Below are 18,760 nucleotides of genomic sequence, written 5' to 3'. Positions count from 1 at the left end.
GCGGCTTTGGGTGTAAACAGGGGCAATCGATTTTATTTTTAAGGAGAAAACAAACAGGTAAACCAAAAAAAAGTAAAAGTAAATCCCGTTTGCCACATCTTGTAAAACAGTTCATATTCACGGTATACAAACGTATGCATAAACGCATTAAGTTTAATTTTATTTATTACAATCGATTGCAATTTCAAATTATTTATTACCTTCCCTTAAAATTATTCATTTGTCATGAAACGAATCAGCATTAAACTGGGTATTCTTACAGTAGCCATTATCCTGGCAGGAGCCGCCAGTGGACAGGATTTTAAGGACCCTTCCAAATCTGTCGATGTCCGCGTGAACGACTTCATTTCTCAATTGACACTAAAAGAAAAGGTGGATCAATTAATGAATAATACGCCCGCCATACAACGCTTGGGAGTGCCTGCATATAACTGGTGGAATGAAGCGCTGCATGGTTTGGGCCGATCAGGAGTTGCGACTATTTTTCCTCAGGCTATCGGGGAAGCGGCAACCTTTGATCCAGAACTGCTTAAACAGATATCCACCGCCATTGGCAAGGAGGCCAGGGCACAATTTAATATCAATCGCAAAAACGGCTACGAGATACAATATGGAGGATTGTCCTTTTGGACGCCCAATATTAATATATTTAGAGACCCCAGATGGGGCCGCGGTCAGGAGACCTATGGAGAAGATCCGTATCTGACTTCACAGATGGGAGTGGCCTTTGTTGAAGGACTACAAGGCAATGATCCAGCGCACCTGATGGCCGCTGCCTGTGCCAAGCATTATGCCATTCATAGTGGACCGGAAAAACTACGTCATGAATTTGATGCTAAAGTAAGTTTGCAGGACATGCAGGAAACGTATTTTCCCGCCTTTCATGCACTGACAAAGGCCGGTGTAGAGTCATTTATGTCAGCTTATAACCGCGTAAACGGTGAGGCATGTAGTGCCAGCGACTTCTTAATAGATACAGTGCTCAGAGGCTGGTGGGGTTTTAAAGGACATATCGTTTCAGATTGTGACGCAGTACAAGATCTTTATACTGGGCATCATTTAGTGAAGACGCCAGCTGAAGCCGCCGCACTTGCCATTAATAAGGGGCTTGATCTAAATTGTGGAACGACTTATTATGCTTTGGTGGATGCCATTAAACAGGGATTAACTACTGAAGCAAAGGTGGATAGTGCACTGGCTGCTGTTACCCGCACGCGCATTAAACTCGGGCTTTTAGATCCCGCTGGTAGTAATCCTTATGATAAAATCAGCCCCGATGAATTAAATAGTGAAGCCCATCGTAAATTGGCGCATAAAGCAGCGGTAGAGTCTGTGGTGATGCTTAAAAACAGTGATCATACGCTGCCACTGGCAAATAACCTGCAAAAATATTATATCACTGGCCCTAATGCTACTAATATGGAAGCCTTGATTGGCAATTATTATGGAGTAAATAATCAAATGAGCACCATTTTGGAAGGTATCGCGGGTCATATTGCCAAGGGCAGTCAGCTGCAATACCGCAAGGGTATTCTGATGGACCGTCCCAATGATAACCCCATTGACTGGACAACAGGTGATGCGCAGCAGGCGGAAGCTATTTTTGTAGTTTTGGGTATTGATGGCACGCTGGAAGGAGAAGAAGGAGAGGCCATTGCTTCTAAGCATTTTGGAGATCGTCTGGATTATAATATTCCAGCGAATCAGGTGGCATTTTTGGAGAAATTACGTAAAGGTTACAAAGGGAAAATTGTCACTATTGTAACAGGTGGCAGCCCAATGAATTTAAAAGAAGTGCATGAATTATCTGACGCAGTTTTGATGGTCTGGTATCCGGGTGAAGAAGGTGGAAATGCGGTCGCCGATATTATCTTTGGCAACCAATCACCATCAGGGAAATTACCGGTAACCTTTCCGATGAGCCTGGATGATTTGCCAGATTATAAAAATTATGACATGACCGGCCGTACCTACCGGTATATGGAAAAAGCACCTATGTATCCATTTGGGTTTGGCTTGAGCTACGGACAGTTTGTTTATGAGGATTTAAAAGCAGACCGTAAAGTCCTAAACAAGGGGCAGCAAAAAATAAACCTGACAGTGAATGTGAAAAATGAAGCGAAGACCGCGAGTGATGAAGTGGTGCAATTATATGTAGCAGTTCCGGATCAGTCATTTGAAACACCTAATTATTCACTTAAAGCTTTTAAGCGCATTGAGGTAGGCGGGGGCGCCAATCAGCAAGTAAGCTTTACCTTGACGGCAGATGATTTAAAAGTCTATAACGAAGAGGGAAAATCAGTATTGCCCAAAGGCACTTATAAAATTTATGTAGGCGGGAGTTCACCAATAGCCAGGAGTCAGGAGTTGGGTGCACCAGCTTTGCGTACCCTCACTATTGAGGTAAAGTAATTCCTTAGAACACTGAGAATCATTAACAGGTAGGGGGCTTATAAAGTAACCTTATCAATATCTTTTCATTTGGATGTCGTAATGACGTCTTGGCTGACATCCCATTTGTATTGCGAAGGCTCCCTTATTGGGTCGCTGAGCGGCGATGAGATGGAAGGCTATTCCTCGGTCATATTATTTAACAACGAACTTTCTTTTTAAGCGATCTTAACCGAATTAATATGCGACAATATTTAAATTTGAAGAGACCTGCAATACGGCATAGGTTCTTGGGGGCAGCTCAGGCAATAACTGTAGCGGTGTCCTCAGCCCTATTTGTGAGTCTGGTATTAACTGGATGCGCCGTTTCTGCTTCTGAATCCAGGACGGACAATAAGGACAACCAGTCCAAAACATCCAAAGGGCTTAAAGATTATTACAGCGGCTATTTTCCTGTTGGAGTAGCCGTAAATAGTTATAATATCCATGGACCGGCCCAGGCCCTGATTCTTAAGGAATTTAATAGCATTACGCCAGAGAATGATATGAAGATGGGACCTATCCATCCAAGACAGGATCAGTATAATTTTAGTGCTGCTGATAAAATCGTTGCCTTTGCCCGCGGGCACGGATTGAAAATAAGGGGCCATAATCTCTGCTGGCACGAGCAGACGCCCAGGTGGATTTTTAAAGATGCACAAGGCGCGCAAGTGTCAAAAGACAGTTTATTTGCCCGGTTAAAAAGCCATATACAGACGGTTGTAGGCCGTTACCATAAAGATATTTACGCCTGGGATGTGGTCAATGAGGCCATCAGTGATAATCCCTCTGAGTTTTTAAGAAACAGCCCCTGGCTCAAAATCTGTGGCTCTTCATTCATTGATAGCGCCTTTTGGTATGCGCACAGGGTGGACCCGAAAGCAGCGCTTTATTATAATGATTATAATGCAGTCATTCCGGAGAAGGCCAAAAGGATCTATAAACTACTTAAGGGATTGAAGAGCAGGGGCGTTCCTATTACTGGTATTGGCATTCAGGCACATTGGTCAATTTATCAGCCGACAGAAGCGGAGCTGCGCTCCGCACTGGATTTGTATAAGAGTCTGGGACTTAAAATACAGATTACGGAGTTGGATGTTTCTGTATTTCCTTGGGAGAAAAACCGTCGGGCACTCTTACCCAAGGATAAGGTGGTATATGAGGGAGCACTGGAAGAAAAACAAGCCGCCTTTTACAAAATGGTGTTTAACGTATTTAGGGATTATAAAGGCGTAATTACCAGTGTCACCTTCTGGAATGTATCAGATAATGACAGTTGGCTCAATAACTATCCGGTGCCTGGACGTAGAAATTATCCGTTATTATTTGACAGTGCGCTTCACAGAAAGGCTGCTTATCAGGCTGTCACTGATTTTTAATACCTATGTTGTTGAACGTCAAAATGGTGTTAGCTGGATGCCTGCTTTTAAATTTAATTGGAATCCATTATGAAGCATGAAAGAGTAAGGACAAAAACATTAAAGGTTTGTTTTTTAGTGTTGACGGTAGCAGGGGGCTTCTTGACTACCCTGAAAGCACAAAAGCAGATGATTAGCTTTTCCATGAAGAGTGTTCAGGGAGACGGTGCGTTTGTGCTGGCGGATAACAGCCGGGTGACGCCAATAATGATTTCGGCGGATGATTGGAAAGGCGTGGCTATCGCAAGTGAAAATCTGAGTCAGGATTTTAAAAGAGTAACCGGAATTGCCGCACCGCTAATGCATGGTATCGAAACGCCCGGAAATAATGAATACGCTATAATTGCAGGAACTATTGGTCATAGCACACTTATTGACGGATTGATACGCCGAGGTGTTATCAAAGTAAGTGATGTGGGCGGGAAATGGGAAAGCACGCTAATGCAGGTGGTGGAAGCGCCACTGCCTGGTATTAAAAAAGCACTAGTCATTGCGGGCAGTGATAAAAGAGGGACTATCTATGGTATTTATGAGCTTTCCAGGCAAATAGGAGTTTCTCCCTGGTATTATTGGGCAGATGTTCCCGTAGTACAACACGATCGTATCTACTGTTTGGAGGGATCGCAGGTCTTACCTTCTCCAAAAGTTAAATACAGAGGCATTTTTTTAAATGATGAAGCGCCCGCTTTGTCGGGCTGGGTCCATGAGCAATTCGGTGGATTTAACCATAAGTTCTATACAAAAGTCTTTGAATTATTGCTTCGGTTGAAGGCTAATTATTTATGGCCAGCCATGTGGGGAAATGCTTTTAATGACGATGATACACTGAACCCGGTTTTGGCAGATCAATATGGGATAGTGATGGGAACCTCACATCATGAACCGATGCTGAGGGCTCAGCAGGAATGGAAACGGTATGGCAAAGGTGCCTGGAACTATCAAGAAAATAAGCGGGTTTTGCAGGACTTCTGGAAAAAGGGAATTGAGCATATGGGAACGCATGAAAGCATTGTGACCATTGGAATGCGTGGAGACGGGGACATGCCTATGACTGAAGGAAGCAATATTGCTCTATTGGAGAATATTGTTAAGGATCAGCGAACGATATTAGAGGAGGTAACGGGTAAGCCTGCTGCTAAAACGCCCCAGCTTTGGGCTCTTTATAAGGAGGTACAGGACTATTATGATAAAGGCATGCGCGTGCCTGATGATGTTACTCTGCTGCTCTGCGATGACAACTGGGGTAATTTAAGAAGACTTCCCAGGTTAGACGATACATACAGAAGCGGAGGTTATGGCATCTATTACCATTTTGATTATGTAGGTGGCCCAAGGAATTATAAGTGGATTAATACAAACACGATAGAAAGAACCTGGGAACAAATGCACATGGCATACGCCTATGGGGCTAACCAGATCTGGATTGTAAATGTGGGAGATTTAAAGCCGATGGAGTTTCCGATCTCATTTTTTCTGGATTACGCACGTAATCCTGACCAGATGGGATATAGTGATCTGCCTGCCTATACCGTTCAATGGTCGAGACAGCAATTTGGCGACTTATTTGCTGAGCCGATTGCCAATATTATCCATCTCTATACTAAATACAATGCCCGGGTTAAACCAGAACTCCTGGATAGCAAAACATATAGTCTTAAAAATTATGATGAGTGGAATCTGGTAGTGCGCGATTATAATGCCCTGGCAGCTAAAAGCAATGCCCTATATGATAATCTTCCTGAAGCCTATAAGGCCGCTTATTTTGAACTGGTAGATTATCAAGTAGCCGCCAGTGCCAATTTATATAAGTTATATCGCGCCCAGGCGCTAAATCACTTATATGCGAGCCAGCATAGATCCACCACCAATAAGTATGCAGACAGCGTTCTGTATTATTATAAAGTTGATAGTCTGTTGAGTCACAGGTATAATAAAGTCAATGCTGGTGGAAAATGGAATCATTTTATGGATCAGACCCATATTGGGTATACTTACTGGCAACAACCTGAACACAATAGTGTTCCGGCTGTTCAGCAGATTCACCTGGATAATAAGGCAATACTTGGTATAGCAACACCAGATACTTTGTTTTTGGAAGAAGGAGTTGAAGGCGCGACTGGCTATGGGCGGCAGGGCGTTATTTCTATATTTGCCAAAGGGGCTCAACCTGTGAAATATATGCTTAAGGCATCCGCCAATTACCTGAAAATAAGTCAGAATAAAGGGATGGTCAGCCCAGAGATGGATGACCTGAAGGTTACTTTGTCCGTGGACTGGAAGAAAATAAATCAAATAAAGGGCAATATACCAACTGCATTTGTACAGATAAAAGGTGCAGATGGTACGTTTAAACGTATTTGTGTAATCCTGCGGCCTGAATTAATCAATGATTTGCCTCATCAGGCATTCATTCAATCGGGTGATATCGTTAGTATCGATGCATTGGGTTTTGCAGGCGATTCTTCCAAAATTGGACAGGGAATCAGATGGGTCGCACTTCCGGGGTTTGGCAAGACGAATGGCGCAGTAACGCCAATGCCGGTTACTTTTAAGGAATTGAAATTAGATGGGAAAAATCCAAATATCTGCTACCGTTTTTTTACAAGAGATGAAGGTGCTGCAAAACTCTGCTTTTACCTGTCTCCTACTTTAAATATATGGAATAACGACGGGCTTAAATTTGCTTATTCAATAGATGACGGACAGCCTGAAATTGTGAATATCAATAAAGGTTCGGAATCAATACCCACATGGAGAAAAGAAGTTGCTGCCAGCATCAAGAAGATCAGCCAGGCGGTACAATTGAGCCGAAGGGGGTTGCATACTTTAAAAATTTGGGCTATCTCCCCCGGCGTCGTATTGCAAAAAATGGTGCTGGATTTTGGGATGGAAAAGCAGAGTTTTCTAGGAGCACCTGTTTCTTATTTTAACCCTTAAGAACCTGATCATGATTAAAAAAATAGTGGGTGGCTTATTATTACTATTACCTTGTTTCGTTTTAAAAGCACAATTAAAGCTACCCAGGCTTATCAGTAATGGAATGGTACTGCAAAGCGAAATGCCTTTGACTATTTGGGGCTGGGCAGATAATGGCAGCACCGTTAAAGTAGCATTTAAGGGACACAATTATAAAACAAGAGCGACTGATACCAACCACTGGGAAATCAAATTGCCGGCACAAAAACCCGGTGGCCCTTATGACATGCAGATCATAAGTGGTTCTCAGAAAATTGACCTGAAAGATATACGGATTGGTGAGGTATGGGTATGTAGCGGTCAGTCTAATATGGAACATGATCTTACCAGTGTTGTTGAGCAGTATCCTAAATTGCTGGCCGAGGGTAATTACCCGGATATCCGACAATTTAAAGTTCCTAACTATTATAATTTCAAAAAAACGGAAGTAGATTATGCCAGTGGAAGCTGGAAGGCAGCCACGCATGATAATATTGGCGCCTTCACGGCTGTCGGTTTTTTCTTTGCGCAGAAGTTGCATGAAAAAACGGGTGAAGCGGTTGGTCTCATAAATATCAGTCTTGGGGGTTCTCCCATCGAAGCCTGGTTGCCGGAATCTATTCTTAAAAAATATCCGAAGGAATATAACGAGTTACAAAAGTTCAAAAATGACAGCACTGTCGCAGCGGTTGAAAAAAATGATCAGCAAAAATGGGCCACCTGGAATCATTTATTGAACAGCAATGACCAAGGGCTGTTATTTGGATGGCGGAGCCTGCCGGTTAGTAGTCCCGCTGTTGTGAATTGGCCATCCATGTCTGTACCTGGCTACTGGGCAGATCAGGGTCTGGGCTTATTGAATGGTGTGGTCTGGCTGAAAAAGTCTGTCACGATTGATCGGGCCGCAAATACTCAAAATACGGCCAGACTTGTTCTTGGCAGAATGGTTGATGCAGATTCTGTTTTTGTGAATGGTCAGTTTATAGGAAGTACCGGCTATCAATATCCAAGAAGAAGATATGATTTTCCTGAGAATTTACTTCGGCTGGGAGAAAATACCATTACAGTCCGACTGGTTAGCCAAACAGCGAAGGGTGGTTTTGTGTCCGACAAGGTCTATGCGTTGGTAAGAGGGAGAGATACTGTTTCTCTGGCTGGAAGATGGAAGTATCAGGTTGGTGCCTTTATGCCGACCGCACCCGGTCAGACGTTTATTCGCTGGATGCCTGGTGGGTTATATAATGGGATGCTGGCACCAGCATTTAGCTATAGTACAAAAGGATTCATCTGGTATCAAGGGGAGTCTAATATTGATAATGCAAATACATATGGTACAAAGCTGAAAGATTTACTGGGAACGGTTAGAAAAGGTTGGAAAAATGAAGCCTTACCGTTTTTAGTCGTTCAACTGCCGAATTTTATGAAACAGAGCTGGAATCCTAATGCGAACAGTGGCTGGGCCATATTAAGAGAACAACAGCGTAAAATCCTTTCTATACCTAATACGGCTATGGCGGTTACCCTTGAACTGGGAGAGTGGAATGATATACACCCTTTGAATAAAAAGCCGGTTGGAGAGCGGTTGTTTTTATTGGCAGAAGATATGTGTTATCAGGGTAACAGGTCACTGGGTTTATCAGGACGTGGGCCTAAATTAATTCCATTCCACCACAGTCCTGTCGCTCAAAGAGCGATTGCGAATGGCGACACTGTTTATATTGATTTTGGGCCCCGTCAGATCTTACAGGTTAGAAAGGGAGATCATCGCCTGAAACATTTTGCTATCGCAGGGGCGGATGGGAAATACAGTTGGGCGCAGGCAGGGATAAAAGGCGCTCAGGTTTGGGTTTATAGTGCTGATGTAAAGGCTCCCAAGAAAGTTCGCTACGGCTGGAGTGATAATCCAATCAGGGCGAATTTAGAGAATGAGAACGGCCTTCCGGCCTCCCCATTTGAAATTGAGGTGACAAAGTAATGGAAAAGGGAATTGGCTGCTTTTTGAATTAGTAATATATTCAGAAATTTTTTGTCAAATGTAGATTTTTTGTTTTGGAATCAAATGCCTTTGGCGCTTCAATGAAAAGTAGCCAAGAGAATAGGCATAAAAGGACTAACTCGGTTATTTTTTCTTTTTTGTATTATCATATAATAAAAGTACTTGATATATGTAGAGTGACGTCAATTTACAGTCAAATATTACGACAGGATAGAATGTGCTAAATGCAAGCCAGATCTCTATATTAAAGCACAAGTTCAGAAGGCAAATTTTCAAGGTCAATGATTTGAATCTGAAAAGTACTTTCGATCTGTGCCATCCTGATGGCTTCTTATTGATTTTAAAGACAGTTGCTAAAATGAAACTGGTTTGAAATCCACGCCTTTACCCAAGTGTCAGTTTTTCTTTTTTGTAACGGGGTTGTTTGCTTTTTTACGTACAGAAGATTCCCGCAAAATGATTTCCGTTGGAATTACAATAGTATGATCCTTTACATTTTTATTTTTGCGTCGTAGTTTGATTTGTTCAATGAGGGTTTTTGCAGCCATCTCTCCCATTAGAAATCCCGGATAGTCAATAGTCGATAACTTAGGGGTGATCAGATCACTTAACATATCGTTGTTAAAACCAAAGACGGCGATATCTTGCGGAATCCGAAGGCCTTTATTGCGTAGTATTTCCATACAAACGGCTGCTGCAAAGTCACTTGGGATAAAGAATGCGTCGGGTTTTTGTTCTAACATTTCTGTTACAGCCTGTGTTGTCTCAGCTTTGTTCAATCCACAGACTTTAACCAGGTTTTTGTCAAATTTAACCTTTTGGTCTTTCAATGCCTTTTGATAACCGTTATAACGATCCAAATATACGTTGAGATCCAGGTCTCCTGTAATATGGGCAATACGTTTACATCCCTGACTAATGAGATGCTTCGTGGCATCGTACCCTCCCTGAAAATTATCGATTACGACCTTGGTGCATTCAGCGCCTTGGAGTACACGGTCAAAAAACACCAGTGGAACTTCTCTTTCAAAAACAGGAGAAAAGTGTTCAATATCATGGGAGTGCATGGCCAGTGATACAATAATGCCATCCACTCTTTTATTGAGCAGGTTCTTGATATTGGCTTTTTCCCGATCCGCGGTTTCTGCAGAGTGGGTAATCAGAATATCAAAGTTTTCCGGTGTGGTGACGTGCTCAATGCCCGCCAACACAGAAGTGGCAAAGAAACTGTTGACCTCATGCAATATGACGCCAATGGTTTTTGTTTGTTGTTTTCTGAGATTTGCGGCCAGCGTGTTATGCCGGTAGCCTAGTTCCTGGGCCAGCGCATGGACCTTCTCTCTGGTTTTCTTATTGATTCGGGGATTGTCACTTAATGCCCGACTTACTGTGGTAGCAGAGACGCTCAGGCGTTCGGCAATGTCATAAATGGTTATTTCTTTTTGCATAGTTCCTACAAAAATATCTCAAAAAATTAAAAATAAGTTGCAATCGATTGCAATTTATAAAAAAATAATACTACTTTAGCTGTCAGGACTTCCAGCGCGTATAGAAATTGTGGCCAGATTGGGAGAAATGTTGTCATTTAACTTTTAAAATAGAGTATGCTTTTACTTGGAATTGACTTAGGGACATCTTCTATTAAGGTGTCCGTTGTGGATGCCGACACACGAAGATCAGTGGCATCTATAAGTTACCCTGCTGATACGGAACGAGAGATTCAATCTCCTGAACATGGCTGGGCAGAACAGGATCCGGAATTATGGTGGAGCGATGTTAAAAATGCGATTCAACAGCTCCTAAGCACTCCACAATTTAATCCAAAAGAGATTGTAGCAATTGGGATTACATATCAGATGCATGGACTGGTAATCGTGGATAAGGCCGGCAAAGTATTGCGTCCATCAATTATATGGTGTGACGGCAGAGCTATTGATGTGGGCAATGCAGCTCGCAAGCAGCTGAGTGATAGCTATTGTTTGACTCAACTACTTAATTTTCCGGGGAATTTTACGGCGGCCAAATTGGGATGGGTCAAGGCTCATGAACCTGAAATTTATGAACAAGTCTATAAAATGATGTTACCTGGCGATTATATCGCCATGCGCTTAACCGGACAAATCACCGCAAGTCCTTCTATGCTCTCTGAGGGTGTTTTCTGGGATTTCAAGAAGGAAGAGATCTCGGATGCATTGCTTAATGCGATGGGTTTGGATAAATCGCTGCTCGCGGATGTTCAACCGGTTTTTTCGAATCACGGCGTCTTGCTGGAAGCAGTTGCAGCAGAACTGGGACTGCAACCAGGGATTCCTATTAGTTATAAGGCAGGAGATCAGCCTAATAATGCATTATCGCTGGGTGTATTGGAACCGGGGGAAATCGCCACCACAGCCGGGACAAGTGGTGTAATTTATGCGGTAACAGATCAGCGTTATTTTGACCCTCTTTCACGGGTGAACACATTTGCTCATGTAAATCATGGGAAGGATCATCGAAGACTTGGTATTTTACTTTGTATTAATGGTACCGGTATCAGTAACCGTTGGATTAAACAAATGACTGATCCTGGACTGTCTTATGGGCAAATGGATGACTTGGCATATGCGACCCCTGTCGGGGCTAAAGGATTATTATTCCTCCCCTTTGGTAATGGTTCTGAACGGGTGCTTTGTAATGCATATTTGGGGGCGCATATGGAAAATATTGATTTAAATACGCATCATAAACCTCATTTATATCGTGCAGTCCATGAAGGTATTGCCTTTTCTTTTAGATATGGATTGGATATTATGCGGGAAGGTGGAACGGCTGCTAAAATTGTTAAAGCAGGAAAGGCTAATATGTTTCTGAATAAAACTTTTATTCAGGCATTTGTCAACGTAACTGGCCTTACTTTAGAGTTATATAATACAGATGGTTCCGTCGGTGCGGCATTAGGTGCCGGTATCGGTCAGGGATATTATGGGTCTCCTAATGAAGCCTTTGAAAAGTTGGAGAAACTGGAAGTCTTTGTACCCGATCCCCGGTTGGTGGCTAGCTACGAAAAGATTTATCAGGATTGGAAAACGCTGCTGGAAACAAAACTTGAAAAAAATAATATTCATTCATAATTAAAGAAAAACAGATATGTCAATTATTACTGGAGACAAAGAGTTCTTTAAAGGTGTCGGACAAATAAAGTTCGAAGGACGTGATTCAAAAAATCCACTTGCATTTAGGTGGTACGAAGCTGATAGGGTGGTAAGAGGTAAGTCCATGAAGGAGTGGTTACGCTTTGCTTGTGCATACTGGCACTCTTTTAATGGAGATGGCTCAGATCCATTTGGTGGAAGGACGCATTTTTTCCCATGGGATACCAATAGTGATCCACTGCAGCGTGCTAAAGATAAAATGGATGCCGCATTTGAGTTTATGACTAAGGTGAATTTGCCTTATTATTGTTTCCATGATGTGGATCTGATCGACCATACGAATGATGTGGTTGAAAATGAAAAGCGTATGTCTCAGATTACGGACTATGCCAAAGAAAAACAGGCGGCTAGCGGTGTTGAATTGCTTTGGGGAACAGCCAATTTGTTTTCGCATACCCGTTATATGAATGGAGCAGCGACCAATCCTGATTTTCATGTACTGGCCCATGGCGGAGCTCAGGTGAAGTCTGCTTTAGATGCTACGATCAAGCTGGGAGGTGCGAATTATGTATTTTGGGGTGGCAGAGAAGGCTATATGAGTCTCCTGAATACCAATATGAAAAGAGAGCAGGAACACTTGGCTAAGTTCCTTCATGTGGCGAAGGACTATGCACGCGCAGCTGGTTTTACCGGTACCTTCCTAATAGAACCTAAACCATGTGAACCGACTAAACATCAATATGATTATGATGCGGCAACCGTGATTGGGTTTTTAGAGCATTTTGGACTTCAAAATGACTTTAAATTAAACCTGGAGGTGAACCATGCCACACTGGCTGGTCATACCTTCCAACACGAAGTTCAGGTTGCGGCACAGGCTGGCTTATTGGGTTCCATGGATGCAAACAGAGGGGATTATCAAAATGGCTGGGATACTGATCAGTTTCCAACGAATGTAAATGAACTGGTTGAAACATTATTGATTATCCTGGAAGCAGGCGGCTTTGATAAAGGTGGGATTAACTTTGATGCAAAAATCAGAAGAAATTCAACAGATCCTGCAGATTTATTCTATGCACATATTGGAGGTATGGATACTTTTGCAAGAGCTTTAGTGGTCGCAGATGATATTTTAGAACATTCTGACTTTGCAAAACTTCGAAAAGAACGTTATGCTTCATTTGATAAGGGGGCTGGTGCGGATTTTGAGGCTGGCAAACTGGATCTCGAGGCATTACGCGATTATGCGGCAGCAAACGGTGAGCCTGCTATCATCAGTGGACAGCAGGAATTGTATGAAAACATCATCAATCAATATATCTAGATCTTTCGGGAAATAGCATCCTTTAAGTTAAAACCAAACAATTAAACCATACTTATGGCTTTCATAAATACGGGTGGTTCCACCGACACAGGAATACAACAGGGAAGTAAGTTTTATATCGTGCTGCTGACTCTTGTGGCCACATTTGGCGGACTGTTATTTGGGTATGATACAGCGGTGGTAAATGGCGCAGAAAAATCATTGGTGGATTTTTATATCACCCCGATGCTGGACCCCGCCAATTATGGAGCGTTGACCCATCCGATTATAACGCAGTATAGAATACTGATGGTGGTTGTTCTGCTGATTGTGGCAGTGATCATTTCCATTCAGATGTTTAAATTGCTGGGTAAAAAGCGCGGTGGTATTTTTACCGCAGTGGCAATAATTGGCTGGGCAATCTGGAGTTGGTCCTTTATTGGAGAAACCATTCCTACGGATAGCCTGGCTATCCAGGGAATGGCAGATACGATAAAAGGCTTTGTGATTGCCAGTGCTCTTGTTGGTTGTGTTGTGGGGGGGGCTATGGCTGGCATGGTTTCAAAAAGTCTTGGTCGAAGGATTGGGCTGTTTATTTCGGCAATTTGTTTTATATTGTCAGCAATAGGTTCTTGGAGGCCTGAGCTATTCAATATTTTTGGAACTTTGGATGTGTTCTCTTTTGTGATATACAGAATTATCGGAGGAGTTGGTGTAGGGCTCGCTTCCATGATTTCTCCGATGTATATCGCAGAGATTGCCCCAGCCAAGACGCGTGGGAAACTGGTTTCTTTTAATCAGTTCGCGATCATCTTTGGAATGCTGGTTATTTATTTTGTAAATTATCGAATCGCCGCACAAGGGGATGAAGCCTGGCTCATAGAGATCGGCTGGCGATGGATGTTCTTGTCAGGTGTTGTACCTGCAGGTATATTTTTTATATTTTTATTTTTTATCCCGGAAACCCCCAGATTCCTGGCGTTGAAAGGAAAGGAGTCTGAGGCTTTAAAAGTTCTGGAGAAAATTGGAGGTAAATCCGAAGCACCACAAGTATTAAATGCCATCAAGGCCACACTAAAAGACCACAGCCGCCCTTGGCTATCCTACGGGTCATTAATTATTATAATTGGTATTTTGCTTTCTGTTTTCCAGCAATTTGTCGGCATTAACGTTGTGCTCTACTATGCAGGTAATATCTTTCGCAATATGGGGTCCTCTACTGATGCTTCTTTATTGCAAACGATCATTGTAGGGATTGTTAACTTGTTATTTACGGTATTAGCCATTTTTACAGTGGATAAATTTGGTCGAAAGCCACTTATGATTATTGGTTCCCTTGGCATGGCCATTAGTATGATTGCATTGGGACTCTCTTTCTATTTTAATAGCGTAGGCATCTGGGCCCTGGTCTTTATGTTACTCTATACCGCAGCCTTTGCGATGAGCTGGGGGCCTGTGTGTTGGGTATTACTTTCAGAGATATTTCCAAATTCAATCAGAGGCGCAATGTCAATTGCCGTAGCAGTTCAATGGATCGCAAACTGGGTCGTATCCTTTACCTTCCCCATGATGAATGATAACATTGCACTGGTGGATAAATTCCATCACGGCTTTGCATACTGGGTATATGGGATAATGTCTATATTATCTGCCATTTTTGTATGGAGGCTTGTCCCCGAAACGAAAGGGCGTAGTTTGGAGGAAATAGAACTGTTCTGGAAAAAGAGGTCGTAAATATTATCGGTATCGATTTTTGATTACTCCTATATAATTAGTGGATCAATATGGTAAACATCATCTTGCGCATCAAAGTGACAATTTCAGGTCAATGACCTGAATAGCGAATTAGACTGGAACGTTAATTGGTTTATTAAAAATCCGAGGAAGTTTATAACCGTGAGGTTATTTAATTTCTTCGGATTTTTTTATTTATTAGTTAAGGTGATTGCATGGAAGGTTTTTATGATTGATAACAAGTATGTTTTAAAAATATTAATAATATTTGCCTGCAATGACCAACCCTAAGTCATTGAATATTTTCATTTTCTGCTCATATAAAGCACGATTAGCCTGAATTGTACATTATAATGTCATTCGTACATTTATGAAATCGATTTCCTAAATTAAAATATAATAGAAATCAAAAGAAAATATAAAAAAATGTGTGCAATCGGTTGCAATTACGACAAATTAACATTACATTTGTTTTAGATTAAATTGTACTATTCACAATTAACCATTTATTGTTAATTACAAGGTCCCCCATTTATTCAAATACAAATTGAGATTATGTTAATTAAAAACGAGATGGATACTTCGTAAATCGTCTGATTCAGAGATATGGTTTAATCTACATAAACTAGGTGAATTAGATTTCAAAAGAAGTAAAAATTAAAATCAGAAAATGAATTATTTAAAAATTTCTAGACTACGGATTTTCAGCATTATAATGATGTTGATATTAGTCCAGCTATGCCTTTCAGAGAAAGTCGCATATGCTCAAACGCAGGCCATCAAGGTGACCGGAACGGTTTATAATGAAAGTGAAATTACTGTACCAGGCGCTTCTGTTTTAATAAAGGGTACAAAGCAAGGTGTGGTGACTGATGAAAATGGAAAGTTTACATTGAATGTCAATATGGGCGCTACCCTGGTTATCAGCTCATTGGGATTTGTTACACAGGAAATTACAGTAATAAACAATTCACCACTTTCCATAGAATTAAAACCAGAAGAAACTAATACAATGGATCAGGTCGTTGTCATTGGATATGGAAAACAGAAAAAGGTAGATTTGACATCTGCAATTACAACTGTTGATCCTAAAAAAATGACGGAAGTGCCAGGAGGCTTTTCCGCAGTACTTCAAAGCGATGCGCCCGGGGTTCAAATTAATAATGGCCGTATACGTGTTAGAGGTGTCGGTTCCATTAATAATACAGATCCGCTATTTGTGGTCGATGGTATGATTGGCGGAGCGATGCCTGATGAAAACAATATTGCCAGTGTTCAGATTTTGAAGGACGCTGCGTCATGTGCCATTTATGGATCAAGAGGTGCAAACGGGGTTATTTTAATCACAACAAAAAAAGGAGTGACCGGACCTACTACTATTGAATACAATGGTTATGGTGGATCTAAAAAGATCTCGCATAATATTGATATGTTAAATGGCCAGCAATTAGCTGAATTGATTAATGAAGAAATGTATAATCAAGATCCTACAAGAACTGATTATCTGGAAGCGCTTTCAAATCCGCCTGCTATAGGCAAAGGTTATAATATGCAGGATGCATTATTGCATACTGGTAGTTATCAAAAACATGCATTATCTGTCAGTGGTGGATCTCAGACTGCTCATTTTAGATTGAATGGTACGTATGGTACTGATAAGCCCGTCATTATAAAAGACAGGTCAAAAGACTATAGCTTGCAATTTCTTTCTGACTTTACTTTGGGTAATTTACAAATTGGAGAAAATGTTAAGTTAAGTTATAATTCCAGAAACTGGAGTGATAAGAATCTTATTGATGCACAAAAATGGTCTTCAACACTTCCGTTATACGATCCCAGTAATCCTACTGGATTCGCCGGTGCAGGAAATGGTACAGATGTGGAAAGCGCCTTAGCGAACGCTTATTTAAATTCGAACCAGTCTGAAGGATTCAGTGCTAATGGTAATCTTTGGTTGACCTATGAGTTTATACCTGGGCTGAAGTACAAATTTAATTTGGGTGTTGACGTTTATCGTGGCAGAAATCAGGGATATATTTCTAAGTATTCTGTCGGCCAATACCAAAACCATGATCCTGATGAGCTCAATATCTCTACCAACCAGAGCAACCGGGTGCTTTATGAACATACTTTGTCTTATGATCGCAGATTTGGAAAACACGACATCAGTGCCGTCGTTGGTATAACTTCTGAGGAGTCAAATTCTAAAGGTCTTAATGGTGGCGCTAGAGCCTTACCAAGTTCTGATTTGTTAATCCTGGGTTTGACACAAGATGCTAATTCAAAAGTAGTTGGTTCTTCCGTGGGTCAATTTGCAATGTACTCCATGTTGGGCAGAGTCAACTATAATTATGACAGTAAGTATTTATTAACACTTAATTTCAGACGTGATGGTTCTGGCAATTTTAGTGAAAATAACCGGTATGGTAATTTTCCTTCCGTTTCCGCAGGTTGGAGGATTGGTCAGGAAAAGTTTATGAAACAGTTTCCATTTATAAGTGATTTAAAAATTAGAGGTAGCTATGGGGTGCTGGGAAATTCTGACATTCCTCAATATCAATATCAGAATACGGTTACTTTTGATCACGTATGGTATTATCTAAATGACGTGAAGGTTACTGGTGCACTTCCAACAAATCCTTCAAATCCAGATGTGAAATGGGAATCACAATATTCAACGGATCTTGGTCTAGATCTGTCGATGTTTAATAACAGGTTCGAATTGAATGTAGATTATTACAATAAGCGGACAGAAGATATGCTGGTTAACGTGCCCATCTCTTATACAGCGGGCTATATTGATAATTTTCCCACATTAAACTCTGGTAGTATCAGAAATAAAGGGTTTGAATTATTGGCAACTTATAGAAAGACAGAAGGTAGATTTAATTACTCCATTTCTGCTAACCTTTCTACTGTTAAAAATGAGGTGCTGGCACTGGGAAACAATAATGAAATTTTGGCAGGAACGGTTAACCCAGGTGGAGAAAATGTCACCAGGACCGCGGTTGGATCTTCCATTGGAGAATTCTGGGGCTATGTAACAGATGGTCTGTATAAATCTTCAGAACAGCTTACTGCTGACAAGGCTTTCGCACCAAGCGCTTCCTTAGGTGATATACGCTTTAAAGACCTAAATCATGATGGAGCGTTAAATGAACAAGATAAAGCATTTATTGGTAGCCCCATACCTTCTTTCAGCTATGGTTTTAACCTGAGTCTGGCTTATAAAACTAATTTTGGCTCATTTGATCTTTCCACAATGTGGCAGGGAACACAAGGTAATGAAATCTATAATAATGGTAAGTCTTGGGGTGAAGGAATGTATCATTATTATAATGATTATGCTACCGTCCTGAATCGTTACCGTGCAGAAGAAATTACTTTTGTTAATCCCGTTTCTAATGTTACAACGGTTTACCCGAAAAATGTAAATACAAATATACCGAGAGCGATACTTGGAGACCCTAATCATAACCTTCGTGCCTCAGACAGGTTTATTGAAGATGGTTCTTATTTAAGATTAAAATCACTGACAATTGGATACAGGCTTCCTTCAGAATTAACACAAAGAATGAAGATTAAAAGCTTGCGGTTCTATATTGGTGGTAAGAACCTGCTGACATTTACAAATTATACGGGTTATGATCCAGAAGTAGGTGCCGACAATGCGAAGTACAATTTGTATAGAGGCATTGATGAATTGACTCCTTGGGGGCTTACATTCCCCAATAACAAAGAGGTGTTCATTGGTGCTCAAATAACATTTTAGTTTTAATAATTAAAAGAATTC

9 protein-coding genes are annotated in these 18,760 nt (G+C 41.3%); 8 read left to right on the top strand and 1 reads right to left on the bottom strand.

The window, feature by feature from the left end; translation table 11 throughout:
• Nucleotides 1-225 precede the first annotated feature (225 nt).
• The 4 genes from K9M52_RS08660 to K9M52_RS08645 all read left to right on the top strand — a co-directional run bounded on the left by K9M52_RS08660 (nucleotide 226) and on the right by K9M52_RS08645 (nucleotide 8,778).
• Nucleotides 226-2,412, top strand: a complete 2,187-nt coding sequence (locus K9M52_RS08660) for a glycoside hydrolase family 3 C-terminal domain-containing protein (RefSeq protein WP_224071661.1) — start codon at nucleotides 226-228, stop codon at nucleotides 2,410-2,412.
• 221 nt (nucleotides 2,413-2,633) lie between these two features.
• Nucleotides 2,634-3,809: an endo-1,4-beta-xylanase gene (locus K9M52_RS08655; protein WP_224071660.1), complete on the top strand. Its 1,176-nt coding sequence runs from the start codon at nucleotides 2,634-2,636 to the stop codon at nucleotides 3,807-3,809.
• A 69-nt stretch (nucleotides 3,810-3,878) separates the two neighbouring features.
• A complete protein-coding gene (locus K9M52_RS08650) occupies nucleotides 3,879-6,785 on the top strand; it encodes a glycosyl hydrolase 115 family protein (RefSeq protein WP_224071659.1) in 2,907 nt (968 codons plus the stop codon).
• A gap of 10 nt (nucleotides 6,786-6,795) precedes the next feature.
• Nucleotides 6,796-8,778: a sialate O-acetylesterase gene (locus K9M52_RS08645; RefSeq protein ID WP_224071658.1), complete on the top strand. Its 1,983-nt coding sequence runs from the start codon at nucleotides 6,796-6,798 to the stop codon at nucleotides 8,776-8,778.
• A gap of 416 nt (nucleotides 8,779-9,194) precedes the next feature.
• Here K9M52_RS08645 and K9M52_RS08640 read toward each other — a convergent pair whose 3' ends face one another.
• Complete coding sequence (locus tag K9M52_RS08640) at nucleotides 9,195-10,247, bottom strand: LacI family DNA-binding transcriptional regulator (RefSeq protein WP_224071657.1); 1,053 nt, start codon at nucleotides 10,245-10,247, stop codon at nucleotides 9,195-9,197.
• Between the two features lie 156 nt (nucleotides 10,248-10,403).
• On the opposite strand from K9M52_RS08640, the gene K9M52_RS08635 reads away from it, so the two are divergent.
• From K9M52_RS08635 to K9M52_RS08620, 4 genes are all read left to right on the top strand, one after another.
• Nucleotides 10,404-11,909: a xylulokinase gene (locus tag K9M52_RS08635; RefSeq protein ID WP_224071656.1), complete on the top strand. Its 1,506-nt coding sequence runs from the start codon at nucleotides 10,404-10,406 to the stop codon at nucleotides 11,907-11,909.
• 16 nt (nucleotides 11,910-11,925) lie between these two features.
• Nucleotides 11,926-13,254 carry a xylose isomerase gene (gene xylA, locus K9M52_RS08630; protein ID WP_224071655.1) on the top strand — a complete coding sequence of 443 codons (1,329 nt, stop codon included), beginning with the start codon at nucleotides 11,926-11,928 and terminating at the stop codon, nucleotides 13,252-13,254.
• Nucleotides 13,255-13,308: 54 nt separating this feature from the next.
• Entirely contained in the window at nucleotides 13,309-14,967 is a 1,659-nt protein-coding gene (xylE, locus tag K9M52_RS08625; RefSeq protein ID WP_224071654.1) for a D-xylose transporter XylE, read from the top strand.
• Nucleotides 14,968-15,637: 670 nt separating this feature from the next.
• Complete coding sequence (locus K9M52_RS08620) at nucleotides 15,638-18,739, top strand: SusC/RagA family TonB-linked outer membrane protein (protein ID WP_224071653.1); 3,102 nt, start codon at nucleotides 15,638-15,640, stop codon at nucleotides 18,737-18,739.
• The last annotated feature ends 21 nt before the right edge of the window (nucleotides 18,740-18,760 follow it).

Source organism: Arachidicoccus terrestris, assembly GCF_020042345.1.
GTDB classification, from domain to species: Bacteria; Bacteroidota; Bacteroidia; order Chitinophagales; family Chitinophagaceae; genus Arachidicoccus; species Arachidicoccus terrestris.
Note: the sequence above shows the minus strand (reverse complement) of the source record. Positions and strands in the feature narration are given on the sequence as shown.